The 24,693-nt window shown below is 34.1% G+C and carries 20 protein-coding genes; 14 read left to right on the top strand and 6 right to left on the bottom strand.

From position 1 onward, the window contains the following. The first annotated feature begins 15 nt into the window (after positions 1 to 15). From CD30_RS04570 to CD30_RS04600, 7 genes are all read left to right on the top strand, one after another. Positions 16 to 1,605: an ABC transporter substrate-binding protein gene (locus CD30_RS04570; protein WP_036173032.1), complete on the top strand. Its 1,590-nt coding sequence runs from the start codon at positions 16 to 18 to the stop codon at positions 1,603 to 1,605. Between the two features lie 77 nt (positions 1,606 to 1,682). Then, complete coding sequence (locus CD30_RS04575; RefSeq protein WP_036173035.1) at positions 1,683 to 2,630, top strand: ABC transporter permease; 948 nt, start codon at positions 1,683 to 1,685, stop codon at positions 2,628 to 2,630. Between the two features lie 25 nt (positions 2,631 to 2,655). After that, positions 2,656 to 3,555 carry an ABC transporter permease gene (locus tag CD30_RS04580; RefSeq protein ID WP_036173038.1) on the top strand — a complete coding sequence of 300 codons (900 nt, stop codon included), beginning with the start codon at positions 2,656 to 2,658 and terminating at the stop codon, positions 3,553 to 3,555. Between the two features lie 70 nt (positions 3,556 to 3,625). Then, on the top strand, positions 3,626 to 4,645 hold the full coding sequence (locus CD30_RS04585) for an ABC transporter ATP-binding protein (protein ID WP_036173041.1): 1,020 nt from the start codon (positions 3,626 to 3,628) through the stop codon (positions 4,643 to 4,645). After that, on the top strand, positions 4,623 to 5,606 hold the full coding sequence (locus CD30_RS04590) for an ABC transporter ATP-binding protein (protein ID WP_036173045.1): 984 nt from the start codon (positions 4,623 to 4,625) through the stop codon (positions 5,604 to 5,606). Before CD30_RS04585 ends, CD30_RS04590 begins: the two co-directional genes overlap by 23 nt. Before the next feature lie 55 nt (positions 5,607 to 5,661). Beyond that, positions 5,662 to 7,023, top strand: a complete 1,362-nt coding sequence (locus CD30_RS04595) for an FAD-binding oxidoreductase (protein WP_036173048.1) — start codon at positions 5,662 to 5,664, stop codon at positions 7,021 to 7,023. A gap of 138 nt (positions 7,024 to 7,161) precedes the next feature. Continuing rightward, on the top strand, positions 7,162 to 8,337 hold the full coding sequence (locus CD30_RS04600) for an aminotransferase A (protein WP_088350716.1): 1,176 nt from the start codon (positions 7,162 to 7,164) through the stop codon (positions 8,335 to 8,337). 129 nt (positions 8,338 to 8,466) lie between these two features. Here the strand turns inward: CD30_RS04600 and CD30_RS04605 are convergent, their stop codons facing one another. After that, complete coding sequence (locus CD30_RS04605) at positions 8,467 to 9,102, bottom strand: 2OG-Fe(II) oxygenase (protein ID WP_036173053.1); 636 nt, start codon at positions 9,100 to 9,102, stop codon at positions 8,467 to 8,469. A 250-nt stretch (positions 9,103 to 9,352) separates the two neighbouring features. Between CD30_RS04605 and CD30_RS19405 the strand changes: the two genes are divergently transcribed. The 4 genes from CD30_RS19405 (at position 9,353) to CD30_RS04625 (ending at position 17,851) form a co-directional block, all read left to right on the top strand. Further along, a complete protein-coding gene (locus CD30_RS19405; RefSeq protein WP_052126044.1) occupies positions 9,353 to 10,948 on the top strand; it encodes an S-layer homology domain-containing protein in 1,596 nt (531 codons plus the stop codon). A 346-nt stretch (positions 10,949 to 11,294) separates the two neighbouring features. After that, on the top strand, positions 11,295 to 14,480 hold the full coding sequence (locus CD30_RS04615) for an S-layer homology domain-containing protein (RefSeq protein WP_036173055.1): 3,186 nt from the start codon (positions 11,295 to 11,297) through the stop codon (positions 14,478 to 14,480). 250 nt (positions 14,481 to 14,730) lie between these two features. Further along, positions 14,731 to 16,908, top strand: coding sequence for a bifunctional diguanylate cyclase/phosphodiesterase (locus tag CD30_RS04620; protein ID WP_084077643.1), 2,178 nt, complete (start codon positions 14,731 to 14,733; stop codon positions 16,906 to 16,908). A 178-nt stretch (positions 16,909 to 17,086) separates the two neighbouring features. After that, positions 17,087 to 17,851: a metallophosphoesterase gene (locus CD30_RS04625; RefSeq protein WP_052126045.1), complete on the top strand. Its 765-nt coding sequence runs from the start codon at positions 17,087 to 17,089 to the stop codon at positions 17,849 to 17,851. A 49-nt stretch (positions 17,852 to 17,900) separates the two neighbouring features. Here CD30_RS04625 and CD30_RS04630 read toward each other — a convergent pair whose 3' ends face one another. Both CD30_RS04630 and CD30_RS04635 read right to left on the bottom strand, forming a co-directional pair. After that, entirely contained in the window at positions 17,901 to 19,016 is a 1,116-nt protein-coding gene (locus tag CD30_RS04630; RefSeq protein ID WP_036173058.1) for a hypothetical protein, read from the bottom strand. A 15-nt stretch (positions 19,017 to 19,031) separates the two neighbouring features. Further along, on the bottom strand, positions 19,032 to 20,357 hold the full coding sequence (locus tag CD30_RS04635; protein ID WP_036173061.1) for an SPFH domain-containing protein: 1,326 nt from the start codon (positions 20,355 to 20,357) through the stop codon (positions 19,032 to 19,034). A gap of 418 nt (positions 20,358 to 20,775) precedes the next feature. On the opposite strand from CD30_RS04635, the gene CD30_RS04640 reads away from it, so the two are divergent. Both CD30_RS04640 and CD30_RS04645 read left to right on the top strand, forming a co-directional pair. Beyond that, positions 20,776 to 21,504 carry a hypothetical protein gene (locus CD30_RS04640; RefSeq protein WP_036173064.1) on the top strand — a complete coding sequence of 243 codons (729 nt, stop codon included), beginning with the start codon at positions 20,776 to 20,778 and terminating at the stop codon, positions 21,502 to 21,504. A 94-nt stretch (positions 21,505 to 21,598) separates the two neighbouring features. Next, complete coding sequence (locus tag CD30_RS04645; protein ID WP_036173067.1) at positions 21,599 to 22,486, top strand: 5'-3' exonuclease; 888 nt, start codon at positions 21,599 to 21,601, stop codon at positions 22,484 to 22,486. A 26-nt stretch (positions 22,487 to 22,512) separates the two neighbouring features. On the opposite strand, the gene CD30_RS04650 is transcribed toward CD30_RS04645, so the two are convergent. After that, positions 22,513 to 23,025 carry a C39 family peptidase gene (locus CD30_RS04650; RefSeq protein WP_036173070.1) on the bottom strand — a complete coding sequence of 171 codons (513 nt, stop codon included), beginning with the start codon at positions 23,023 to 23,025 and terminating at the stop codon, positions 22,513 to 22,515. 83 nt (positions 23,026 to 23,108) lie between these two features. Between CD30_RS04650 and CD30_RS04655 the strand changes: the two genes are divergently transcribed. Beyond that, entirely contained in the window at positions 23,109 to 23,801 is a 693-nt protein-coding gene (locus CD30_RS04655; protein ID WP_036173073.1) for a YjjG family noncanonical pyrimidine nucleotidase, read from the top strand. A gap of 55 nt (positions 23,802 to 23,856) precedes the next feature. On the opposite strand, the gene CD30_RS04660 is transcribed toward CD30_RS04655, so the two are convergent. After that, a complete protein-coding gene (locus CD30_RS04660) occupies positions 23,857 to 24,060 on the bottom strand; it encodes a 2-hydroxymuconate tautomerase family protein (protein ID WP_036173077.1) in 204 nt (67 codons plus the stop codon). 134 nt (positions 24,061 to 24,194) lie between these two features. Next, positions 24,195 to 24,542, bottom strand: coding sequence for a thioredoxin family protein (locus CD30_RS04665; RefSeq protein ID WP_408056730.1), 348 nt, complete (start codon positions 24,540 to 24,542; stop codon positions 24,195 to 24,197). Between the last annotated feature and the right edge of the window lie 151 nt (positions 24,543 to 24,693).

The raw sequence follows: 24,693 nt of genomic DNA on the forward strand, positions 1-24,693 counted from the left end.
TAAGGAGAAATGAATATGAAAATAAAAAAGTTCGGATGGTTATTAGCGGTATTTTCTATTTTAATGATTGTTACTGCATGTAGTGGTGGTAGCAGTGATAGTAGCAGTGAAGGTGATAATACCTCAGAAGGTACAGATACAGCAGTTTCAACAGATGGTGAATTACATTATGCAAGTAACGTTCAACCTCCAACACTAGATCCATTAATGTCTAATGCGATTGTTACACGTGAAGTTGCTTCAGTCATTTATGAATCATTAGTTGCGTTTAATGAAAACTTCGAACCGGTACCAATGTTAGCGGAATCCGTTGATGTTAGTGAAGATGGAAAAACTTATACTTTCAATTTGAGACATGGTGTGATGTTCCACAACGGAGAAGAAATGAAAGCTGAAGACGTTGTTGCTTCAATGGAACGTTGGAAAGAAAAATCTTCATCTGCAAGAGCAGTGTTAACTGAACCACAATTTGCAGAAGTCGATGAATACACAGTAACGATGACATTAGCAGAACCTACTACTCTTGCATTAGGAGCTATTGCGAATACATCACATTTAGCTGCAATTATGCCAAAGGAAATAGTTGAATCAGCTCCAGAAGCTGGTGTAGAAGAATTCATCGGTACAGGTCCTTTCAAATTTGTTGAATGGAAACAAGATCAATACTTACATTTCACAAGATTCGATGAATATGCTGCTTTAGATACACCTGCAAGTGGTTTATCTGGTAAAAAGGAAGCTTTAGTAAAAGATGTTTACTTTGATATCGTAATTGACCCATCTACTCAACTATCAGGATTACAAACAGGTGAATATGATATTGCTGGTGGTATTATCCAAGATGATTTAGCTCAACTTGAGGCTAATCCAGATTTAGAATATATTACTCCATTTGATGCGAACTACACTCTTTTATTTAACCGTAAAGAAGGAGCGTTCCAATCAAAAGAATTAAGACAAGCAGTTGCTTATGCGTTAGATCTTGATGCTCTTGCAGCAGTAGCAGCAGTTGATAACTATGAAATTACACCTAGCCAATTACCTAAGCTAAATGCAGTTTGGGCAACGGATGCAGGTGCAGAATTCCATAACCAAAAAGATTTAGAGAAAGCAAAACAATTAGTAGAACAAAGTGGATATAATGGCGAAACGCTTAACATTTTAACAACACGTGATTATCCACAAATGTATAACGAGGCTGTTTATGTAAAAGAACAGCTTGCAAAAGTTGGTATTAACGTTGAGCTTTTAGTTTATGACTGGGCAACTGCTTTAAGTGAAGTTCGTAACTCTCCACAGGATTGGAATATCTTCACAACAAGTTTCCCATCAACACCAAGTCCAGTAGAACTTCTATATTATGCAGAAAGCTACTTTGACGGTGCAGAAACAGATACTCAAAAAGAATTGCTTACAAAAATTAAAAGTGCTCCAACAACTGAAGAAGCTAAAATGTATTGGGAAGAATTACAAACACATTCAATTGAAGATGTAAAACTTATTACAACATTTGCAGCAAATAAAATTTCGGCTTACACAACGGATGTAAAAGGCTATAAGTATTTTGAAGTACCTTTATTCTATAACGTATCTGTAAGTGAATAATTTCTTACTTCCCCACAAGTCTTTTGTGGGGAAGTAAATTCTTTCTTTTCATCATTTTAAAAGGGGAGGGAAATAAGGTGAAAACGTACTTATTAAAACGTTTAATTTCATTAATACCAACACTCTTAATTGTTTCCATAGTCGTTTATTTGATTATCTACTTAACACCTGGAGACCCGGCTGAAGTTATGTTGGGGGATTCGGCAACAGATGAACAAGTAGAGGCTTTACGAGAAGAAATGGGACTTAATGATTCCTTTGTCCAACGATATTTTACGTGGATGGGCGGAGTGCTACAAGGTGATTTAGGGACTTCTTACTTTATGAAAGAAGACGTAACCTATTCCATTGTGAGTCATTTGGGACCTACTTTATCATTAGCAATTCTCGCAGAAATATTTGCAATTGTAATTGGAATTCCAATTGGTATTTTTGCTGCAAGACGAAGAGGAACTTATGTTGATCAGTCCTTTATGGGTTTATCATACATAGGTGTTGCTATTCCTAGTTTTTTACTAGCATTATTTTTAATTTTAATATTTTCTATTACTTTAAAATGGTTCCCTGTAGCAGGATATAAAGAATTAAGTGAAGGACTGTGGGAGCACTTAAGATACATGATTTTACCTGCTCTAGCACTTGGATGTATGCATATTGCTTTAACTGCTAGAATGACCCGCTCCTCTATGCTGGATGTATTGAATTTAAACTTTATTAAAACAGCAAGAGCAAAAGGAGTAAAAGAAAGTATTGTCATTTACAGACATACACTTCGAAATGCGCTTTTACCTATCATTACAATTATTGGTCAAAATTTTGGTATTTTAATCGCTGGTGCTGCAGTAGTTGAAACGGTGTTTAATATTCCTGGTATTGGACAATTAGTTGTGAACTCCATTGAAAGACGTGACTTTCCAGTAATCCAAGGGATCATTTTATTCGTAACTTTTGTATATGTTGTCATCAATCTTATCGTCGACTTGTTATATGGTGTGATTGATCCAAGGGTTAAATTAGATAAATAAAAATCTAAGGAAGTAGGGAGAGAAAATGGAAGCCGTAGTAAAATCAGCATCTGATCTTAGTAAAAGAAGAACGGCGTTAAAGAAGGAACAACGCCGATTAGCCTATAGTAAATTTATTCATAATAAACAAGCTGTAACGGGTTTTATCATACTTGCGTTTATTGTTGCTTTGGCTCTATTAGGTCCTATTTTTATATCTTTGGACCCATATGAAATACATCCAGAAGATCGCTTGCAAGGTCCTAGTGGGAATTATCTATTTGGTACAGATAATCTAGGTCGAGATTTATTAGCTCGCGTTATATTTGGTGCTCAAATTTCTCTATTTATTGGTTTAGCTGTAGCGTTCTTTGCTGGAATATTAGGCACAATTATTGGTTTATATGCGAGTTACTATAAATTTTTAGATAATGTTTTAATGCGCATTTGTGAAGGAATCATGGCTATACCAGCCATTTTATTAGCGATTGCGTTAATGGCTGCTCTGGGCCCGAGTACAGAAAATATTATTATTGCATTAAGTATTGTATACACGCCATATGTTGCTCGTGTCGTTCGCTCATCAGCATTGGTCATACGTGAAGAGACTTATATTGAAGCGATGAAGGCAATCGGTGCAAAGTCCTTTAGAATCATTTGGGGGCACATTGCTCCTAACGTAGTTTCACCATTAATCATTCAAATCACTTCAGTATTTGCGAATGCTATTTTAATAGAAGCAACACTAAGTTTCTTAGGTGCAGGGGTTCCAGCACCAACACCAAGTTGGGGGAATATCCTATATGACGGGAAAATGGTTATTTTCAATACACCTTGGATGGTTGTGTTCCCAGGTATTTGTATTGTATTAGCGATTTTAGCTTTAAATATGTTTGGTGATGGACTCCGAGATATCCTAGATCCACATTCTAATAGTAAAAAGTAATGAAATCCTGTAACGAATCATAAAGGATTATCAGTAAGGATACTTAAATGCTGACCAAAGGAGGGTTTTCATGAGCCAACAAGCGATTTTAGAAGTGAAAGATCTAAAAACAAGCTTTCATACGGAAAGAGGTAGTGTTACCGCTTTACATGGTATTAACTTTCAATTAAAAGAAGGGGAAATATTAGGGATTGTAGGGGAGTCAGGATGCGGTAAAAGTGTAACCTCTCAATCAATTCTTCGATTATACGACGAAAAATATTTAGTAGATTATGAGGGAGAGATTAATTTCCAAGGTAAGAACCTATTAAAGCTCCCGATGGATAAAATGCAGGAAATTCGTGGGAATGATATTTCGATGATTTTCCAAGATCCATTAAGCTCGCTAAATCCTGTTTATACAATAGGTTTTCAAATTAGTGAGTCACTGATGATTCATCAAAAATTATCGAAAAAAGAAGCGACTGAAAAAGCGATAGAATTATTAAGATTAACCGGTATTTCAGCTCCTGAAAAAAGGGTAAAGCAATATCCCCATGAATTATCCGGAGGAATGAGACAACGTGTCATGATTGCAATGGCACTTGCATGTAAGCCAAAAGTTTTAATAGCTGATGAACCAACTACGGCATTAGACGTAACCATCCAAGCTCAAATTTTAGATTTAATTTTGCAGTTAAATAAGGAATATAAAATGAGCGTTATGTTCATCACCCATGACCTTGGCGTTGTAGCGGAGGTTTGTACTCGAGTAATTGTCATGTATCTTGGTCAAATTGTTGAGGAAACAGATGTAGAGACCTTATTCTCAAAACCACTGCATCCATATACAAAAGGGTTAATGAAATCCATGCCAACTTTAGAAGGAGAGCGTTCGGAAAAATTACACGTAATTGAAGGTGCCGTTCCTTCATTAAATAATATTCCAAAAGGCTGTCGATTTGCAGAAAGATGTCCATTTGCTGATGAGCTATGTAAAGAAAAGCCACCAGAATTAATGACTCACAATGACAACCATAAAGTAAGATGTTGGCATTATGAAAAAATTGAGAAAGGGGAGGTAGCATATGACAACACAATTAACGCTTGATCATGAACCCCTTCTGGAAGTATCAGGTCTAAAAAAACACTTTCCTGTTAAAAACGAAATAGGTCAAAAAAGTGCTGTTGTAAAAGCAGTTGATGATGTTTCCTTTAAGCTGTATGAAGGGAAAACTTTAGGTTTAGTTGGTGAATCTGGCTGTGGTAAAAGTACTACCGGACGAACGATTTTACGATTAACTGAACCTACAAGTGGATCTGCATTGTTTAAAGGGAAAGATATTTTTCAATTAAAAGGAGACGAGCTTCGAAAAGCTAGACAAGATTTGCAAATGGTTTTCCAAGATCCGTTCTCTTCACTTAATCCTCGAAAACGCATTGGTGAGATTTTGGAGGAACCATTAGTTATTCATAAATTAGGTACAAAGGCAGAACGTACAGAAAAAGTAATGGAAATTCTTTACAAAGTTGGTCTGAATGTAGATCACTATTATCGTTATCCCCATGAATTTTCTGGTGGACAACGACAAAGAATTGTATTGGCTCGTGCCTTAATTTTAAACCCAAAAATTATCGTTTGTGATGAGCCTGTATCAGCACTTGATGTTTCGACTCAAGCTCAAATCGTTAATTTACTTCGGGATCTTCAGGAGGATTTGAAGCTAACTTATTTATTTATCGCTCACGATATTAGTGTCGTTCGCCATATTTCTGACCAAATTGGCGTTATGTATTTGGGAAATATCGTCGAATATACAGATACAGACAATATATTTGCTGAACCATTACATCCATATACACAAGCATTATTATCAGCAGTACCGCATCCGAATCCGACGATGAAACGAGAAAGAATCATCTTAAAAGGTGAAATACCTTCTCCATTAAATCCACCTTCAGGATGTGTATTCCATCCACGATGCCCAATGGCGACTGATATATGCAAACAGGCAGTACCAGTAAATAAAGAAGCTAGACCTGGCCATTTTGTGAGATGTCACTTATATTAATACGAATTTGCCAAAAGGATTGTAAATAAATCCTATAGAAGGAGAGATAAAATCTATGAATCTGGTAGATCAATTAAAAGAAATCTTACCAGAAGATCGAGTTAGTACGAATGAAACGGTTCTTCTCAATCATAGCCAAGATGAATCGTTTCATCCTGCCAATCTTCCGGATGTAGTAGTATTTCCAATAGATAAAAAAGAAGTTGCTGAGATTGTACGTTTTGCCAATGAAAATAAAGTCCCGGTTGTGCCTTTTGGTATAGGCTCTGGTTTAGAAGGTCAAGCTATTCCAATCCATGGCGGTATTTCAATCGATTTTCAAGAAATGAACAAAATTATCGATATTAACCCCCAAGATTTATTAGTAACGGTACAGCCAGGTGTAACAAGACTTCAGTTAAATGCTGAGCTCGGAAAGCACGGATTATTTTTCCCTGTTGACCCTGGGGCGGATGCGACGATAGGTGGAATGGCTTCGACAAATGCAAGTGGTACAACCACTGTTCGTTACGGTGCCATGAAGGATAATGTCCGCAACCTAGAAGTGGTGTTGGCAGATGGTAGTATTATTCATACAGGAAGCAAAGCAAAAAAATCTTCTTCAGGCTATCGTCTAACAGAGCTTTATGTAGGATCTGAAGGGACTTTAGGTGTTTTTACTGAGATTACCCTTCAAGTGTATGGAATACCAGAAGTCATTGTTGCAGGGCGTGCGGTATTTTCGTCTTTACAGAACTCGGTTGAAGCAGCTACAACCTTGCTTCAAGTAGGAGTACCAATTGCAAGAATAGAATTGGTCGAAGCAGCATCGATTAGAAATATGAATAAAATAGCCGGAACTAATTATGCAGAAGATGTTACATTATTTTTAGAATTTCACGGTTCTAAAGTAAATGTTGATGCAGATATTGAAATAACAAAAGAATTGTTCGAAGACTTCGGTTGCTATCAATTTGATATCGAAACAGATTCAATCGGTAGGAAGAAACTTTGGGAAGCAAGACATAACAATCTAAATATTATGCTACATACGAATCCTGGCAAAAAAGTAATGAATACCGATGTTTGTGTCCCACTATCCAATCTAGCAGAAGCGGTAGAGTTTAGTCGCACATGCATTGATGAATCAGGATTGCAGGGTGGGATTATAGGTCATATTGGAGACGGCAACTTCCATGCAGGCATTGTGTTAGATCCGAATAATACAGATGAAGTAAAAAGAGCCAATCATTTAAATGAACAAATCGTCAAATTTGCTTTATCAGTTGGAGGCACATGTACTGGTGAACACGGAGTTGGATTAGGTAAAATGAAATACCAACAAGATGAACATGGAAAAGCATTAGATGTTATGAAAGCTATTAAACAAGTACTAGATCAAAACCATATTTTAAATCCGGGGAAAATTTTCGGATAAAATATTTGGTTTAATCACTTTTTGCAAAATAAATAAAGTTAAAATTCATCATCATATGAATAGAGTTGATGCCTGTTATACAGGTGGATTGTATAGACATCAACTCCTGAATAAAAAGGAGTTATGAGTATGACATATTTGAATGAATTGCTCAATAAGACATTAGTGGAAATAGAGGAATCTGGCATAAGAAAGATCGCTAATCTTGCTAATGAAATACCGGATGTAGTGAACTTAACAGTAGGGCAACCAGACTTTCCATCTCCAAGTTATATTAAAGATGCCGGTATTCGAGCGATACAAGATGAAAAACATGGTTATACGACAAACAATGGATTAAAAGAGCTTCGTGAGCTTGCTAGCGAGTATGTTCAGAACCTTTATGGCTTGTCATATAACCCTCAGGATGAAGTGATCGTAACAGTAGGTGCTAGTGAAGCTCTTGATCTTGCATTTAGAACGATTCTTTCACCAGGTACAGAAGTTATCCTACCAGCACCAAGTTATCCTGGATATGAGCCGCTCATTCGATTGTGTAATGCTGTTCCTGTTTTTGTGGATACTAGCAATACCGGATTTAAATTAACTGCTTCATTAATTGAAGAACACATTACAGAAAAAACCCGATGTATCGTATTACCATATCCATCTAATCCAACAGGAACCGTACTTTCAAAAGAAGAAATTAATGAAATCGGACAATTACTAAAAGACAAAAATATCTTTATTGTTTCAGATGAAATTTATAGCGAACTAGTATATGAAGATAAGCATTATTCTATTGCAGCCTATCCCGGATTAAAAGATAAGACGATTGTCATTAACGGTGTTTCAAAATCTCATTCTATGACTGGATGGCGCATTGGGTTTACATTTGCACCTCCGTATATTACAAAGCAAATGCATAAGCTACACTCTTTTAATGTTGTATGTGCAACATCAATCAGTCAATTTGCAGCAATCGAAGCGTTAAAGCATGGTACAAATGATGAAGAAGTATTGGCGATGAAAAATGAATACAACAAAAGAAGAGATTATGTTTACAAAAGACTTATCGATATGGGATTGCAGGTCGCCTATCCTAAGGGAGCTTTTTATATTTTCCCTTCTATAAAGAAATATGGATTAAGCTCTGAAGATTTTGCCCTTAAACTATTACGTGAAGCAAAGGTAGCAGCAACGCCAGGAAGTGCCTTTACTGAATATGGAGAAGGGTACATTAGATTATCATACGCATCGTCTATGGAAGAACTTAAAAAAGGTTTAGATCGGTTAGAATACTATTTATCTAACTTTTCTTCTATTAATATTTAAGGAATAAATTCAATCCTTAAAAATAAAAGCCTTACTGGAAAAAATCCAGTAGGGCTTCTTGTTTATGAAAATGTTATTAATCGTAATTACTTTGAAATGATTGTACGTTTAGTTTAGTTTTGATTTTAGTTAAAAACCAACTCTTATAGCCTTCCTACGCATCCACTGTGTTGCAATCCATTTTTCTCCCCGTTTAACAGGCTCACCACTATGGAGTGTTAATTCATTGAGATGTGGATTTTGATAAAAATATTCAAAATAAACCGCACTGCCTTTTTCAGGCTTCACAGCAAGATTTAGATTAGGAAAAGTGGTTTCGCCACCTTCCTCAACATCATTTAAATAAATGACTAAGGTGCTAATTCGATTGTTTTCACTTTTTGGATTGTCTTCTTTAAAGTAATCAAAATGAGGCTTGAATTGTTGTCCAATCTCATAGTGTAATACTTGTAAACCCTCCGCATTTTTCAAAGGTAAATGCATTAAGGCTGAAATGCGCTGTTCAATTTGTGCAATTAGTGGACTTTCATTTTCCTCAAAAAACATCCCACTACTTGTACGAATTGCGCTTACTTCTTGATTCGCTAATTTGGATCTTTTTAATCGATTTTTAGAGCGTTCAATTAGTGCATTGCACTCATCTTCACTTAAGACATTTTGAAATTTGACGATTAAAGGTGCTTCATTTAAAACTTCCGCAAAAATTTGATGACCATTAATAGAGTAACTTGGTTGAACAGGTAAAATGGAAACTTCTGTTAACATTTTTTAATTCCTCTCCATATATTCAATTTTTACTAACTTAGAATTAACGAATTAAATGAACAAATTTCATAACTGTGAAAGAAATTATATCACATTGTTTAGAAAAGTAAGTAATGAAATAGGATGTAAAAATCGATTTATTTTTTAGCGTTATTTTGTTGGCAGAGACGAGGTTAAAATATGAATTTCTTTGAATTTAAGTTAATATAGTCATAAGAAGGTAAGATATTATTTTTTTGGAGGATTTATTATGAAAAGTAAGAAAAGAAGTAAGGGTCTCTATACAGCAGCTCTTACAATTGCAGCAGCCTTTATGGCAGTCCCTACTATAGCAAGTGCAGCTCATTTTTCGGATATACAGGAAAACTCACATGAAAAAGCTATTATAGAATTAGTAGATATGGGTCTAATATATGGATATCCAGATGGAACATTCAAACCGAACAAAGCATTAAGCAACTCGGATGTTGTGAAGCTAGTCGGCAGATATTTAGTACAAAATGGTTTCAAAGTTCCAGCAGATTACAAAACGAATTTACGTTTTTCAGATTTATCGACAAGTTCAGAGAATGGGCTTCTTCAATATGCTGCATTACTAAAGGATAAAGGTATCTTTAATGGAGAAAATGGGAAGATGAATCCTTCTGAACAAATGACACGTGAAAATATGGCAGTCGTGCTTGTAAATACGTTATCAGCTATTCATGAATTTGATTATTTAACATATGTGTCTAATCAAGCATTTCAAAATGGCGTAGAAGATTTAAATAAAGCCGCGGTCCAAGCGCGTCCATCTATTAATGTTTTAGATTACTATGATATAACGAATGTAGCCTTCTTCAATCCTAAAGCGACAGTCACGCGCGGACAATTTGCTACCTTCTTATACACACTTACAAATATTGAAGATATAAATTTATCTATTGCACAAGTAGAAGTACTTTCAAATAATCAGCTTCTTGTAACTCTATCTGATCAATCGACACATAATGTGACGCTTTCAAAACCGTTAATTGAGAATTCACTAGAAACTGTTGCATTTAAAATTGATGGGATTCCATATACAGTGGATGTGAAATATGAAGGTAAAGTGACTGATCCTGAAAAAGAGGAACCAGCTGAGGAATCTCGTTTTAAAGTTGAAAGCGATGAATATCTATTAGGAATAACGCAAGATGGTAGAATTGTAGAAGCAGATGATGCGAATATCAAAGTATTTGGTTACATTGATGATCATAAAGTGGAATTACCTTATAGTGCATTTACAATCACGACAAATAGTGAGTATTTAAGTATTAATGGAGGAAAAGTCACTGCTAATTTTCAAGCTATACAAGCTGACGGTGTATTAAATGAGGAAGAAGATCAATTAGAGGCTGAGGTTGTTATAACAATTAACGATACAGGAGAAACGATTAAACATACATTAAAGTTAACTCGTAAAGAGGTAAAGGCAAATGATAATTTCAAGATAGTCGATAATAATTCAATACGAGGAAAAGAAATCACGAACATATATATTGATAGTTTTGATGAGGAATTGGAATTAACGGTTAGTGATTTATACAATAATATTCTTGCAGTAGGAAGTTTCGAAATTATTGATCAATATGGTAATGATTATCAATCATTTAATCCAGCTACTGGAGAAGTAACATTCTTTGACGGATCAACACGTCCTATTCAACCCATTATCTCAAATATAAATACTATTGACGATGAATTCCGTATTACATCAAATGGAACGAACAATATAAAGATTACAGGTCTTAGTAGAGGAGATTCATTCAATCTAAAATTATCTATTGATGAAGTGTCTCTATCTATTAAAGTGTATATTAGATAAATTAATATAGAAGTAGAAGGATATTGAACAAGAGTCCAACTCTTATTCAATATCTTTTTTTATATAAAAAACAAAGAATTCGAGAGATCGTATTATCTATAAGAGGAATTATTTTGAGGAAAATCCTTTTTTTATATAAAAAGCTATTGACGAAGATAACAAGTTTGCTATAATCAACTTAAATGATAATGATTATCAATATCAACTACAACCTAAAAATAAGGAAGGAGAGAAAGTGCAATGAGTAAAAAAACATTTATAAACGTGTAGTTCTTTTTTTTATCATTTTAAATGATAATGATTATCAATTTCAACATATTTCGAAAATATAGGAGGAATTATAGAAATGTTTAACCAACCGAAGAGGTATAAAAAATTTTTAGCTACTACAGCAACAGCTAGTTTAGTAGCATCTGCCATGGCACCAATAGCAGCTTCAGCTACCCCCACTGATATTACAAACAATGATCATGAACAAGCAATTTTAAATCTACTAGAGTTAGGTTACGTAACAGGAAAAGCTGACGGTACCTTCGCTCCAAATGAAAAAATTACTCGTGGACAAGTCGTATTAATGCTTGGTAAATGGGCAGAGGCTCAAGGTATTCTAGTACCGGATGATTATGCTACGAAAGAATACTTCACGGATTATCCAACATGGTTAACTGACGAAAACAAAAAATATTATGCACTTGTAAAAGCTAATGGTATTTTCGAAGGTTATGCAGATGGCTCTCTAAATCCAAATCAAACGCTTTCTCGTGTGCAACTAGCAGTTGTTTTAAACAGTGCTTACAAAGCAGTTACGGGTAAATCTTTTGAAGAACTTGCAGGTGACACTTCTGAAGTAATCATTGAAGATATTGATTCTGTTTATGAAGACTATCGCCCAGCAGTTTTAGCAATGAAGAAGCTTGGAATCACATCTGTTAATAACTTTAATCCAAGCGCTTCTGTAACACGTGGCCAATTCGCTTCTTTTTTGAATGCAACAATTACAGCTAACACACCCATAGAAGCAAACGGAATAAAATCCTTGACTGCAACAGGTGTTAGTAAATTAACGGTAGAATTTAATGCTGCTGTTAATCCAGAAAATGTACAATTTGCCGTAACTCGTGGCACAAATAGTTATACAGTTAGTAAAGTGGAATGGAATGAGGAACATACAGCTGCAGTATTAACAGTGGATACTGCATTTAATGATGCTACATACACATTAACTGTAACTGGTATTAGTGAAGAACCAACAACTGCAACAGTTACAACAACGCGTGAGCAAGTAACATCTATTGAATTCTTATCTGATTATCTTGTATTTACTGGTAGGGAAGATGATTCTTTAGAAGCAAGAAAAACGTATAAGGAAGCAGTTATTACATTTGCTGTTTACAATCAATACGGTGAAGATATCACGAAAAAAGTAAACGACAGCTATATGAAAGATCGTGATATAAAGGGGATTGATGTATATGGTGATGAAAACGATATTGAAATAAAAGACGGCAAATTTGTCGTTTGGGTTGATGAAGATGAAGATGATGACGCAACTGGTTCTGTAGAATTTACTTATGAGCAAAATGATGTCGAAATTGATGTTAAACATAACGTACAGCTTTCAGATGAAAGTGAACCAGCTAAAATTGAAATAGTTGGTCTTTACAGTCCTGGTGACGAAGAATTAACGGTTGAAAATTTAGAGAATGAGGTTGAATTTTCCATTTTGTTCAAAGTAAAAGATCAATACGGTGTTGAAATTGATCCGAAATATGCCGAAGATACGAAAAGGAATATAACAACAGGAGACACGACAATTTTAGAAGAAGTAAGAGACGGAATTTCTGTTAGTGTCACAAACGATAAAATCTTTGATGTGGAAGATCCAGATGATGGGACATCAGGGGTAAATGGATTACATGGTAAAGATGGTATTGAAGTTTTAAATGTTGATGGTGAATATTATTTCGCAATTGATATTATGGCAGATGATATAAGAGAAGTTGAAGGTGGGGACAACACTGTAACATTTAGAGCAAAAGCGACAGGTGAAGAGACATCACAAGTATTTACTGTCATTGACAGTGGTGAACCTTATAGTATTGAAATTGGATTGCCAGATGATATCGTTGCTGGTGGTGAAGATGTAAAATTACCAATACTTGCTTACGACAAACATGGTGAACTAATCACAAGCGCAAAAATATTAAACAATGATTTGAAAAATGAAAAAATAATTTTGGATTGGGATAAGGATTTAACACCTTATGATCCATCAATCACACACCAAGCAACAATCTTTACTTTCGTAGAAGAAAAAGGTCAAATTTACTTAAAATTTGAAACGAAAGATAATATTTCTGATGAAGCCGAAAAATACGATATCGATATTGAAGTTGATCAAACTGGGATTGAAAATTCGATCACTTTATCTGTTGAGCCAAATGCGTATCCAAAAAGTATTAGTTCATTGAAAGACAAAACATTTCCTCATACTTTTATAGGTGAAGTGATTGAATTTGATGCATCTGACTTTGTCATTGAAGATCAATATGGACGTAAATATATTAATCTATCAGAGGGCTCAGCTGAAGATAAAGATCACACATTTTATACTGTTAGTATCAAGTCAAATGATGGTACTAATCAAGTATTCAAAGTAACAGATACCGAAGATGGAGTTGAGGCTCTAAGAAAAGGAAATGCAACATTTGAATTTAAACTAACAGCTTTTGATCTCGAAGGCAATAAAGTTGAAGATACAATTGATGTTACATTCCGTTCCTATGAAATAAAAGATTTCGATTCATTTAAAGTAAAAAGCGACGGTATTTTATATGGTAGTGATGAATATTCAAAAATCGATAATACAAGTATTAAAGTAAATGGCGTAAAAGGTGATCTAGAAATTGAAATTCCTGCTAGTGAGTTTAATATAACGACTGATAGTAAATATTTAAATTTTAATGGGAATGTCGTTACTGCAGATACTGCAAAAATAGATGCTGATGGTTTATTAGACGATGAAGATGATACTTATGAGGTGAAAGTTTCAGTCACAGTTAATGATACTGGTGATACTATGGAGCATTCTTTAACGCTTACACGTGAAGAAGCCATCGCTACAGGTTTTAGACTTAATGATAAATTTGTCCACGGTAAAAAAGCAGTAGAAGAAATTGACTTGGAATATAGAGATGTTACGGATGATGCTACAAATGACTATGTATTAACTGTTAATGAAATGATAACTGAACTTCTTGAAGAAGGAAAATTCGATGTTAAAGATCAATATGGTAATAAACCTTCCATATCTGGAACGGGTGAAGTATCATTCTTCGATAATACTTCAGAAAATATTCGATTTATAGTCACTGATATCAATTCAGACCATGATAAAGGTGTTATTTCATCAAATGGTAGCAGTAATTTATCTCTTAAATTAGGTGAAAATGGTTTAACAGTTGGAGATTCATTCAATTTAACATTAACACTGGATGACAAATCTCAAACGATAAAAGTGTATATTAGATAAAAATTAGTATAGAAGATTTCCTCCCCTCTTAACATATAGAAAAGTACCACGTCATTTGATTGTGGTACTTTTTATTTTTAAATTCTACGTATAATTCTTACCTCCGAAAATCGAAATAGTACGTTTGTGGGAATTTGATATTTTTATTAATAAATGTAAAAAATGTTTATTTATTTACATGAAGTTGATAATATTAAATTAGGTTATTCGTGATTAATATATTTTGTGCATCAAGAGTGAGGGGATTATATTGAAACTATTAGATAAAGAAAATGTATCTTTCAAGAAAAATTTTCGTTATATTCTTAGCACTATTATTCTATTAATTCTATTAGTTTATGCAACGGTTTTTAGTGATCAATTGTATGGAATTTTTGGGGAAAGTAATTATGTTACGATACACTTAATGATTGAGCTTCTAATCATTATTGTGACGATGGGAATCTCCTTACAAGTTTGGTTAACCTCGAAGTTTTATTTAATTAATAAAGATATTTATATGGGTGCTTTATTTTTTGCTCTTGCCCTTTTTGAAATCCTTCATACTATATCCTATAAAGGTATGCCCTTCTTCATTACAGAAAGTAGTCCTTACGAAGCAACGTGGTTTTATATGGCTGTTAGATTATTTTTGCCGATAGGTTTAATCATGATCTCAATGATTAAAGTGAAAAAAGTCTCAATAAAACACCAATGGATAGCTTATTCAATCTCTCTAATTATATTTATTTCATTTTTTTTAATCATATATTCTCCTTCACCTTTCCTTCCTCCTTTAGTCATTGAAGGTCTGGGAACTACTCTTTTGAAAAATATATTGCAGTTTATAGGCGCTATGTGTTCAATTGTCTTGATTATTTATTTGCTTAGACATTTTAAAACCGCACCGAGACGCAGTATGCTATTTATTACTTCATCGATGTTCATGATCATTAGTGATGTTCTTTTCGTTACTTATAAAGATGTGTTTGATTTTTATAATTTTTTAGGTCATATATTTGAACTATTGTCATTCACAGTATTATACAGAGCTATTTATTTTTCTTCCGCAGAAGAGCCATTTAATCGACTAATCGAAGCAAATGAAAAATTAGAAGCCTCTAAAAAAGAAATGTATAACATGGCATATTTTGATGAAATTACAAGCTTACCAAATGAACGTTTTCTATACGAAAAGTTAAATGATTTGTTAACAATGAATAGAAGGCAAATGATGATTGTTTGTGAATATGATCGCCTTGATGCAATTAAATCTTCCCTTGGATCCAACTATTTAGACAAACTATTAAAAATGATAGCCGAAAGAATTCAAAATATAGTACCTAAAAATCATTTTATAAGTAAATTACGTGCTGATCAGTTTGCCATTTTTATTAGTGAAAATGTTAAGCTTCATGAAGTACGTCAAATATGTAGAGTACTTCAGAAAAGTATGAAAGCACCATTTCATATTCAGCATTTTTCCATTGTTGGAAGTTTGAATTTAGGAATTTCTCAATTTCCGAAAGATGCAAATAACGGAAGAGATTTAGTGAAGCATGCCCAATTTGCTATGTATGAAGCAGCAGACGTACCTGATCAAATGTTATTTTATGATCCAACAATGGCTGTTGGACGAACAAATCGAGTTATTTTAGAGAATGATTTACATCAAGCGTTAATAAATAATGAACTATATCTCGTTTATCAACCGCAAATTTGTCTGAAAACACGTGAAATGATATCTTTAGAAGCATTAATTCGTTGGAAGCATCCTGAAAGGGGCATTATTTCACCATTAGAATTTATTCCTATAGCAGAGGATTCGGGATTAATTGTTCCTATTGGAAATTGGGTTTTAGAAACAGCCTGTTATCAAACTAAGCTTCTGCAGAATGAATTTAATAGACCATTTAAAGTAGCTGTCAATCTATCTCTAGGACAATTATTTCAAGAAAATTTTGTCCATGTAGTACAAAGTATTTTATTTAAGACACAGCTCCCTGCAAATAGTTTAGAGTTAGAAATTACAGAAAGCATGACGATGGATAGCAACCATATCACTCCAATACTTCATCAGCTTAAGTGTATAGGAGTATCTATTGCCTTAGACGACTTTGGGACTGGCTACTCCTCTTTATCCTATTTAAAGGACTTTCCAATTGATTGTTTAAAAATAGACCGTACGTTTGTAAATAACATTCGAAGCCATAAAGGACATGAGCCAATTGTTGATATGATTCTCTCTATGGCGAAACATTTAGAACTAAAAGTTGTAGCAGAAGGAATTGAAATCGAGCAACAATTAAATTATTTATTAAGAAATGATTGTGATTTCATCCAAGGGTATTTAATGAGTAAACCATTATCATTCGAATCATTAATACAAAAGTACAATGAAATTCAGGATAGAACTAAAGACTTAATTGAACGTGTAGTGCCAATTTAAAGGGGAAGGGACAGATGATAGAGTGTCTGTCTCTTTCTTTTTGCTTATTTAAGAAAGTTTAAACATATATCAGATCAAATTGTATTATAATGGAACTAGCTGAAAATATTACGTGGATAAATTAATATATAATGAATAACATATGTGCTAATCAACTCTTTTTTGGGATGTGTGGATAATGGATAAGATTTTTGCAATTGGAGACATACATGGTAATTATGATTTATTAGAAAAAATTCTATCCAAATGGAATGAAGATGAAGAGCAGTTATTATTTTTAGGGGATTACATAGACAGAGGTCCTGATAGTTTGAAAGTGCTACATAAAGTAATGGAGCTATCTGTAGAAAAGAACGCTATTGCATTAAGTGGGAATCATGAACAAATCTTTTTATATTGGCTGAAAAATGTCGAAACCTCTTCTGAGTTTTATTTCCATGAAAAAGTTGGTGGTATTGCAACCATCAATAGCTTATTTCCCACAACCTCCTTTCATGAAAAATTAAATACAATGAAGATGACTGAACTTGCTGATGAAGTGAGGGATGTATTTACTCATGAAATTAAGTTTATGAATAAATTAAATAAGTACTATGTTTGGGAGCCTTACCTATTTGTCCATGCAGGAATTGATGCAAAAGTGGAAGATTTTAAGGATTCAAAGGATGATGATTTTTATTGGATTCGAGAGGAGTTTTATGCTGCTCCACATGAAGCGAAAGAAATCGTGGTATTTGGACATACGCCGACGACAAATTTAAATGAGGATAAAAGTCATCGGGTATGGGTATCCCCTTGTCAGAAAAAAATTGGGATAGATGGTGGGGTTATACACGAAGATGGCCAGCTTCATGGTGTCGTCTTTACAAAAAATACAAATGAATTAACGGTTTATGCAGCTAAGAAAGATGAGGACGTATTTTCATATAAAGTCACAGTTTGATGAAGAAAGAAGAGGCTATTCCATTAGTGGAAATAGCCTTCTTTTTTCTTCAAATATTACCCTCGCTCTGTTGGTATAGGTATAGAACAATACCTGCAGCAATCAGACCTAGTACTACAGCAATTGCAACTTTAATCGGTGAAATGGGTGATTGTCCACCTACTTTACCAGTTTGACCATTTACCATAAATTGATAGATTTTATCTTTATACTTAAATGAAGAAAGCCAAAGGGGTAGCATTAGATATTTAAATTTTACATTTGAGTGCACTGTATGGATATTAAGGTTAGATACACGCTGTGCATTATGTCGTCTTTTTATATGAGTAGTGATTTGACTGTATAGCATGCTTTGAATTTCACTTTTCGCATGGTCCCAGCCATCTCTAAGACCAACACTATAACGTTCCGCAATATAACCATGAAGATAATCTTGATTAAAAGTTAATGATTTATTTGTTTCAAAGGGTTCTACTTTTTTTAGAATGCTATCATTGTATCGCTTGGATGCTCGTACGAGATAATCATCTATAAACATTTTATAAGTCCCGCGAGTTGAATACCAATCCGTTACTGTATGAGTCTTTCCGTCCTTATCTGTTACACGTCTATCAATACCGTACCGCGCAGAATAATTTGTCTTTGTGTTTGTATCAAAGGTCCAATAAGGAAGATAAACGCCAGAAAATGCATCTGCCTTAGCGGACTTCTTTGCTTGATTAGGTGCAAACCATCTGCTTTTTATCCATCTTCGGAAGTTTGAGTTTGCTTGCTCTTTGTTTACAGAGAAAGGAACGATTCCATTCGGCTCTAGTGAGTTTTTAGCGGCCGCTTCCATGACATGGTTTGACCCACAATAAGGACAAACATTAGCCACTTCAAGAGCGTCGTAAATCATCTCGGCTGCACACGCATCACAGATGACAACCTTTTTTTCGCTTCCCCATTCAAAGCTTTGCTGAGCTTCTGCTGTTTCAAAGTCAATTTCTTGTGCGTATTGCTCCTCAAAGGATTCGGGTGTTTCAATTTCCTCTTCATAGCCACAATAAGGGCAAGTTAGTTTTCCTGATGATGGATCGAATTTTATCGAAGCACCGCAAGAGGGACATTTTGCGTCATGTTCTTCAACTTCTTTTAAATTATCTTCTTGTAATTCATAAGACATGAAAAATATCCCCCTTTATTGATGATCATTTTCGTTGATGACATCACCACATTCAGGACAGAATTTAGGATTCGATGTTGGGTCCTGTGGTTGCCATCCACATTTATCACAAACAATTCTTGTACTTGCTGGTTTAGGTGTACCGCACTCGGAGCAAAACTTCCCTTTGTTTTTTGCTCCACATTTACATGTCCACTTATCATCAACAGGTTTTTTATTACCGCATTCTGAACAGAATTTTCCGCTGTTTTCTTTTCCGCAAGAGCATTTCCATGTATTTGTATTTGAATTATTCGTTTGTTGTTCTTGCGATGCAGATGGTTGTGAGGCTTGTTGCTTGCCCATTTCGAATAAATTATTTGCATTAAACCCACCAGCTTGGTTTGCCATATTCATGCCAGCAAAACCAACAAAGGAGCCGGCGTCATTTTTAGCAGCAGAACGCATTGCTTCACTTTGAGCATCAACTAATGTAGCACCTGCCATGTTTGGATTACGGAAAACAGCGCTTCTTTGAAGTTGTTTAATCATATCCTCGTCTTCTTCAGATGCTTTAACTGAATTGATACCAAATGAAACGATTTCAATTCCACGAATTTTACCCCATTTTTCTGAAAGTACATCGTTTAGTGCTTTAGCAAGTTCTAACGTATGACCTGGTAGCTCACTATAACGAATCCCGCTTGCAGAAATTTTTGCAAATGCAGGTTGGAGGGCAGTTAATAATTCTGAACGAAGCTGTCCTTCAATGGAAGAACGTTTAAACTCCTCTTCAACATTACCTGATACATTTGAATAAAATAAAATTGGGTCAATTATTTTGTATGAATATTCTCCATGGCAGCGAATCGAAATATCGATATCCAGTCCGATATTTCGGTCAATGACTCTAAATGGAATTGGTGTTGGAGTGCCGTATTTGTTTCCAGGAATCTCTTTCTTATTAAAGAAATAAATACGTTGATCCTTACCTGGCTCACCACCAAATGTAAAGCGTTTTCCTAGCGATTCAAAGCTTTGTTTAATGGACTCATTTAAATCTCCATAAAAGATACTTGGCTCCGTTGAAGTATCGTAAACAAATTCGCCAGGTTCTGAACAAAATTCTACAATCTTTCCTTGTTCTACAATAATCATACACTGACCTTCGTTTACAGCAATGATTGAACCATTTGAAATTATATTTTCACTGCCTTTACGATTGAAGTTTCTTTTTCCTCCGCGCTTTTTCCCTTTTGTAATTAGGATTTCAGCCGATAGTGATTCACAATAGAAATATTCTCTCCATTGATCTGCAAGCACCCCTGATAAGGCCCCAACGCCAGCTCTTAATAAACCCATTTGAAAATCCCTCCATTGTGAATGTTTATGTATCTATTATACTGTGTAATAACTTGAATATATCTGCTGTTTTGTAAAGATTAAATCTTTTATAAAAATTACAATTACAAGTTAAGTTAGCCTATTAGTGAAATTGAAAATAGATTGTTCTATATATTAGTTCTAAAACAAAATTTAAGGAATATATTTTCTAATAAGGTAATAACATAGTTAGTTATATATTTTCTCTAATGTTTAGAAAAAGTTTTGATTTTAAAAGGTCGTTAACGATGATGTATCAAGATAACAAGGTTGAATGCGATAATTTGATTTTACCAAAATCAACTAATATTAGGAACTAAATACAAAGATTTATTTAAATACTTCTTGTAGTGAAACGAAAGTTAAATTAATGAACTTATACAAAGGGGGAGAAGAGATGTTACAAATTAGTAGAAATGTTTTCACTGTACCAACAAGTCATATTTATTTTGATGATAAAACGAAGAAAGGTCGTTTCGAAGCAAAAATTGCACATTATACTCATCGAACTAGACCAAGTCGTCAGCTACAAAAAAAGCAAACAATTCATGTTTTATTACAGCATGATGCCTCTATCTTTTTAAATCAAATCCCCGAAGAAATTAGCGAGATACTTTTTACTCATGTCATCGAGCAATATAAAACAGATACAATTAGTGATGTCTCCATTGAGCAATTAAGACAATTTCAACGTTTCTATAATGAAAATCATCATTCCAAGGACAAGCTTAACCGTACAGAGTTTAATAAACTGCTCTTACTTTGTGAAAAAAAGGGGCTTGTATTAACGAAAATTGAAAATAGTTTAGGGGAAACGATTTGTTACCGTGTTCATATTGTTGATGGTCATAATGTTTTACTACATTATGTTGTTTCTGCTGCCAATCTTCAATTAAATATCGTTGAACAAGCAAACCTTTTATTATGCTGGGAAAATTTAAAACTGTTTAAAAATCTTGGATATAAAACCTATGATTTTGGGGGTCTTGATCAAGATGGGCAATTGTTACGTTGCGGTCATATTTTCGGTGGAGAAGAAGTAACCGTATTTTCAGGATACATTGCAAACTCGTTTCCGTTGAAGGTTTTTGCTAAATTGAAAAACTGGCGAAAGAAAGTAAATTAACTAGAACTGTAAATATTACCACCATTGCAATGAGAAAAAGAGATTCATATTTTGTTATAATAAGAGAACGACAAGTTTAGAGAGGGTATTTATTATGACAAATAAACCACATTTATTAGTAGTAGATGGAATGGCTCTTTTGTTTCGTTCATTCTTTGCTACAAGTGCAATGGGGCAATATTTACGACTAGAGGATGGAACGCCAACAAATGGTGTTCAAGGATTTGCGCGGCATGTACTCACTGCCCAAAGTTTAATGAAGCCAACCCATTTAGCAGTTTGTTGGGATATGGGGATGCAAACCTTCCGCAATGAATTATTTGATGGCTATAAGGCGAATCGCCCCGCACCACCAGAAGAAATGCTTCCGCAGTTTGATATGGCAAAAGAAGTTTCTGAAATGATTGGGTGGAAAAACTTTGGAGAAGTGGGTATGGAAGCAGATGATACGATAGGCTCTATGATTGAAAAGTGGAAAGATGATGCTGATATTACTGTTATTAGTGGAGATAAAGACTTACTTCAATTATTAAATCCAACAACAAAAATTGCTTTTACTAAAAAAGGCTATACGGAATATGATGTTTATACTGAAGAGCGTTTTAAGGAAGAATATAATATCGATCCGCATCAATTTGCTTATGTAAAAGCCTTTATGGGTGACTCAAGTGATGGTTATCCAGGGGTTAAAGGCATAGGACCAAAAACGGCACTACAGCTTATTCAAAACTATGGCACAATTGATGGGGTATTGGAAAACTTGGAACTGCTAAAACCTGCTCAAAGAACGAAAATTACAGAGAACGTGGACATGCTAAAGCTATCTCATAAATTAGCAACCATTGAACGTAATATGTCAATCAACGCGGCTTTGGATGAGCTTCAAGTAAACGATTATACAACAGAACGATTTGTAGAATTGGAACAAAGAGGATTCAGATTAATCGTAAAGCACGCAAAATCATTATATTCTTTTGTATAAAATAAAGGGCCGAGATGATGTCAAAATCATTTCGGCTCTATTTTTACAAATGAAGTCACTTTTTCATTATCAGCATAACGGACTTTCCGAATTTGACTATCTCGGTATTTTCCTCCATTATCATGTATGATGAAAAATAACTCATCATTAAGAAATTCATAACCAATTAAAGGTACCCAGTGATATTTAAAGGCTGGTTTTGCATTCCATTGAAAAGAAAAGTATTTATCAAATTTTAGTGCAACAGGTCTCCCTAAATCGATTTGATTTAAAGCTTCATAAAGAGAACAGCTTGAAACATTCCACAGAGGCCCTAGGTAACGTTGTAAATTTTTTATTAACCGCCATTTAAATAAGCCAATCTTCGTACAGCCAAGACTTTGATAAAGGGCATTTATAGTTGGGATTCTAGCGGATTTATTCATCATATAATTTAAAATCACATGAATAGTCGTAGGCCCGCAAGCAGAAGACTGGTACTTCTGGTCGATTATATTACTGAACTGAGAAATTCCCTTTACATTCAGTTGTGTTTTCATTTCATCACCTTAACACATTATATCATACTATTAAATAATATAAATGGCGTAGAGAACGTATAGACAATTCGGAGGAAAATTAGTTGAAGAAATCATATAAAACTTTACTGTTTGATCTAGATGATACATTATTAGATTTTGCTGCAGCTGAAGACGCAGCATTGACAAATCTATTTAAAGAACTTCAAATTCCTTTAACAGAAGTTATGAAGGAAACTTATAAAATGTTTAATCAAGGTTTGTGGAGAGCTCATGAGAAAGGTGAAATCGGGCGTGATGAGTTAGTGAATACTAGATTTTCCATCTTTTTTGAGCACTATGGAAAAAATGTAGATGGAGCAGAATATGAACAAAAATATCGAAACTATTTGAAAGAAGGGGCTCAACTTATTGAAGGGGCTTTAGAAGTTGTTGAGCGTTTATCCCAACAATTTGATTTATATATTGTAACAAATGGTGTGAAAATAACTCAGCAAAATCGTTTGAAACGTTCTGGTCTTTTACCTTACTTTCAACATGTATTTGTCTCAGAAGAAGTTGGATTCCAAAAGCCGAGGATAGAATTTTTTAATTATGTTTTCTCGTATATTGGGATTACTGATTTAGATAGCACTATTATTATTGGAGATTCTTTAAGTTCAGATATTAAAGGTGCGAATGTTGCGGGAATCGATAGTTGTTGGTTTAATCCCTTTGAAAAAGAAAATGCAACTGACAGTGTTCCAACATATCAAATTAAGAGAATTACAGAGTTATATGAGATATTGAACAAATAAAATGTATAAAAAAAGGATGGCTCTGATTTTAATGTTGAGTCATCCTTCATATAAACTATTTGCCAGCTTTTCTTCTTTCAGTAACAGTTTCTCCACCAATTCCCCAATTGTCTGTATCAACCTCTTCAATTACGACCACAGTTGTAGCTGGGTTTTTACCGAGTACATCTACTAATAACTGTGTAGCTCCTGAAATAAGCTGAGCCTTTTTTTCAGGTGTTACATTTTCATTTGTAATTTTAATATTAACAAATGGCATACATTTCTCCCCTTTCCATTTTCTATTTTTATTGTAAACGATGTTGAAATAAACGTACAAATTGAAAGGGCGAAATAGATGAAAATAAAAAAGCTATCTTCCGATAGAATCAGAAAGATAGCATGATGGAATTATTATTGTGCTTCTAAAAATTCAATAACTTGTTCTGGTGATTTAGCATTCGCACTGTGTAAGTGTGCTAATTTTTCTCCATTTTTATAAATTAATAAACTTGGAATACCCATCACTTGATATTTTTCAGCTAGCTCTGGAAATTCATCACGATTGATTTCATACCATTTATATTGATTGTATTCCTCGATAATTGGATCAATAAACATATTCATACGCGTACAATCTGGACACCATCCAGCAAAAAATTTTACGATGACAGGTTGGTCAGAGTTAATAAGTTCATTAAATTGTTCAACTGATGTAATTGCTTCCACAATAATCACGCTCCTTAATATTAGTTTACACATTTTAGTGAAACACGAAAAGAAATCTGCCTATAAAGGATAGAAATCTATTTATATAAATCTCTTTTATACCATTAATTTTCGGAAAATTCTAAGAAAAAAAGATTGCTAAAATTGACAAAATATCCTACACTAAGAAGAGAAAAGGTGTGGT

Source organism: Ureibacillus massiliensis 4400831 = CIP 108448 = CCUG 49529, assembly GCF_000772965.1.
In the GTDB taxonomy this organism is placed as follows: Bacteria; Bacillota; Bacilli; order Bacillales_A; family Planococcaceae; genus Ureibacillus; species Ureibacillus massiliensis.

What these genes read in the sequence shown, in the direction of transcription:
- CD30_RS04595 (WP_036173048.1), top strand. Translation starts at nt 5,662, where the DNA reads ATGAATCTGGTAGATCAATTAAAAGAAATCTTACCAGAAGATCGAGTT.
- CD30_RS04625 (WP_052126045.1), top strand. Translation starts at nt 17,087, where the DNA reads ATGGATAAGATTTTTGCAATTGGAGACATACATGGTAATTATGATTTA.
- CD30_RS04615 (WP_036173055.1), top strand. Translation starts at nt 11,295, where the DNA reads ATGTTTAACCAACCGAAGAGGTATAAAAAATTTTTAGCTACTACAGCA.
- CD30_RS04585 (WP_036173041.1), top strand. Translation starts at nt 3,626, where the DNA reads ATGAGCCAACAAGCGATTTTAGAAGTGAAAGATCTAAAAACAAGCTTT.
- CD30_RS19405 (WP_052126044.1), top strand. Translation starts at nt 9,353, where the DNA reads ATGAAAAGTAAGAAAAGAAGTAAGGGTCTCTATACAGCAGCTCTTACA.
- CD30_RS04590 (WP_036173045.1), top strand. Translation starts at nt 4,623, where the DNA reads ATGACAACACAATTAACGCTTGATCATGAACCCCTTCTGGAAGTATCA.
- CD30_RS04605 (WP_036173053.1), bottom strand. Translation starts at nt 9,102, where the DNA reads ATGTTAACAGAAGTTTCCATTTTACCTGTTCAACCAAGTTACTCTATT.
- CD30_RS04660 (WP_036173077.1), bottom strand. Translation starts at nt 24,060, where the DNA reads ATGCCATTTGTTAATATTAAAATTACAAATGAAAATGTAACACCTGAA.
- CD30_RS04665 (WP_408056730.1), bottom strand. Translation starts at nt 24,542, where the DNA reads ATGTGTAAACTAATATTAAGGAGCGTGATTATTGTGGAAGCAATTACA.
- CD30_RS04630 (WP_036173058.1), bottom strand. Translation starts at nt 19,016, where the DNA reads ATGTCTTATGAATTACAAGAAGATAATTTAAAAGAAGTTGAAGAACAT.
- CD30_RS04635 (WP_036173061.1), bottom strand. Translation starts at nt 20,357, where the DNA reads ATGGGTTTATTAAGAGCTGGCGTTGGGGCCTTATCAGGGGTGCTTGCA.
- CD30_RS04645 (WP_036173067.1), top strand. Translation starts at nt 21,599, where the DNA reads ATGACAAATAAACCACATTTATTAGTAGTAGATGGAATGGCTCTTTTG.
- CD30_RS04640 (WP_036173064.1), top strand. Translation starts at nt 20,776, where the DNA reads ATGTTACAAATTAGTAGAAATGTTTTCACTGTACCAACAAGTCATATT.
- CD30_RS04570 (WP_036173032.1), top strand. Translation starts at nt 16, where the DNA reads ATGAAAATAAAAAAGTTCGGATGGTTATTAGCGGTATTTTCTATTTTA.
- CD30_RS04580 (WP_036173038.1), top strand. Translation starts at nt 2,656, where the DNA reads ATGGAAGCCGTAGTAAAATCAGCATCTGATCTTAGTAAAAGAAGAACG.
- CD30_RS04650 (WP_036173070.1), bottom strand. Translation starts at nt 23,025, where the DNA reads ATGAAAACACAACTGAATGTAAAGGGAATTTCTCAGTTCAGTAATATA.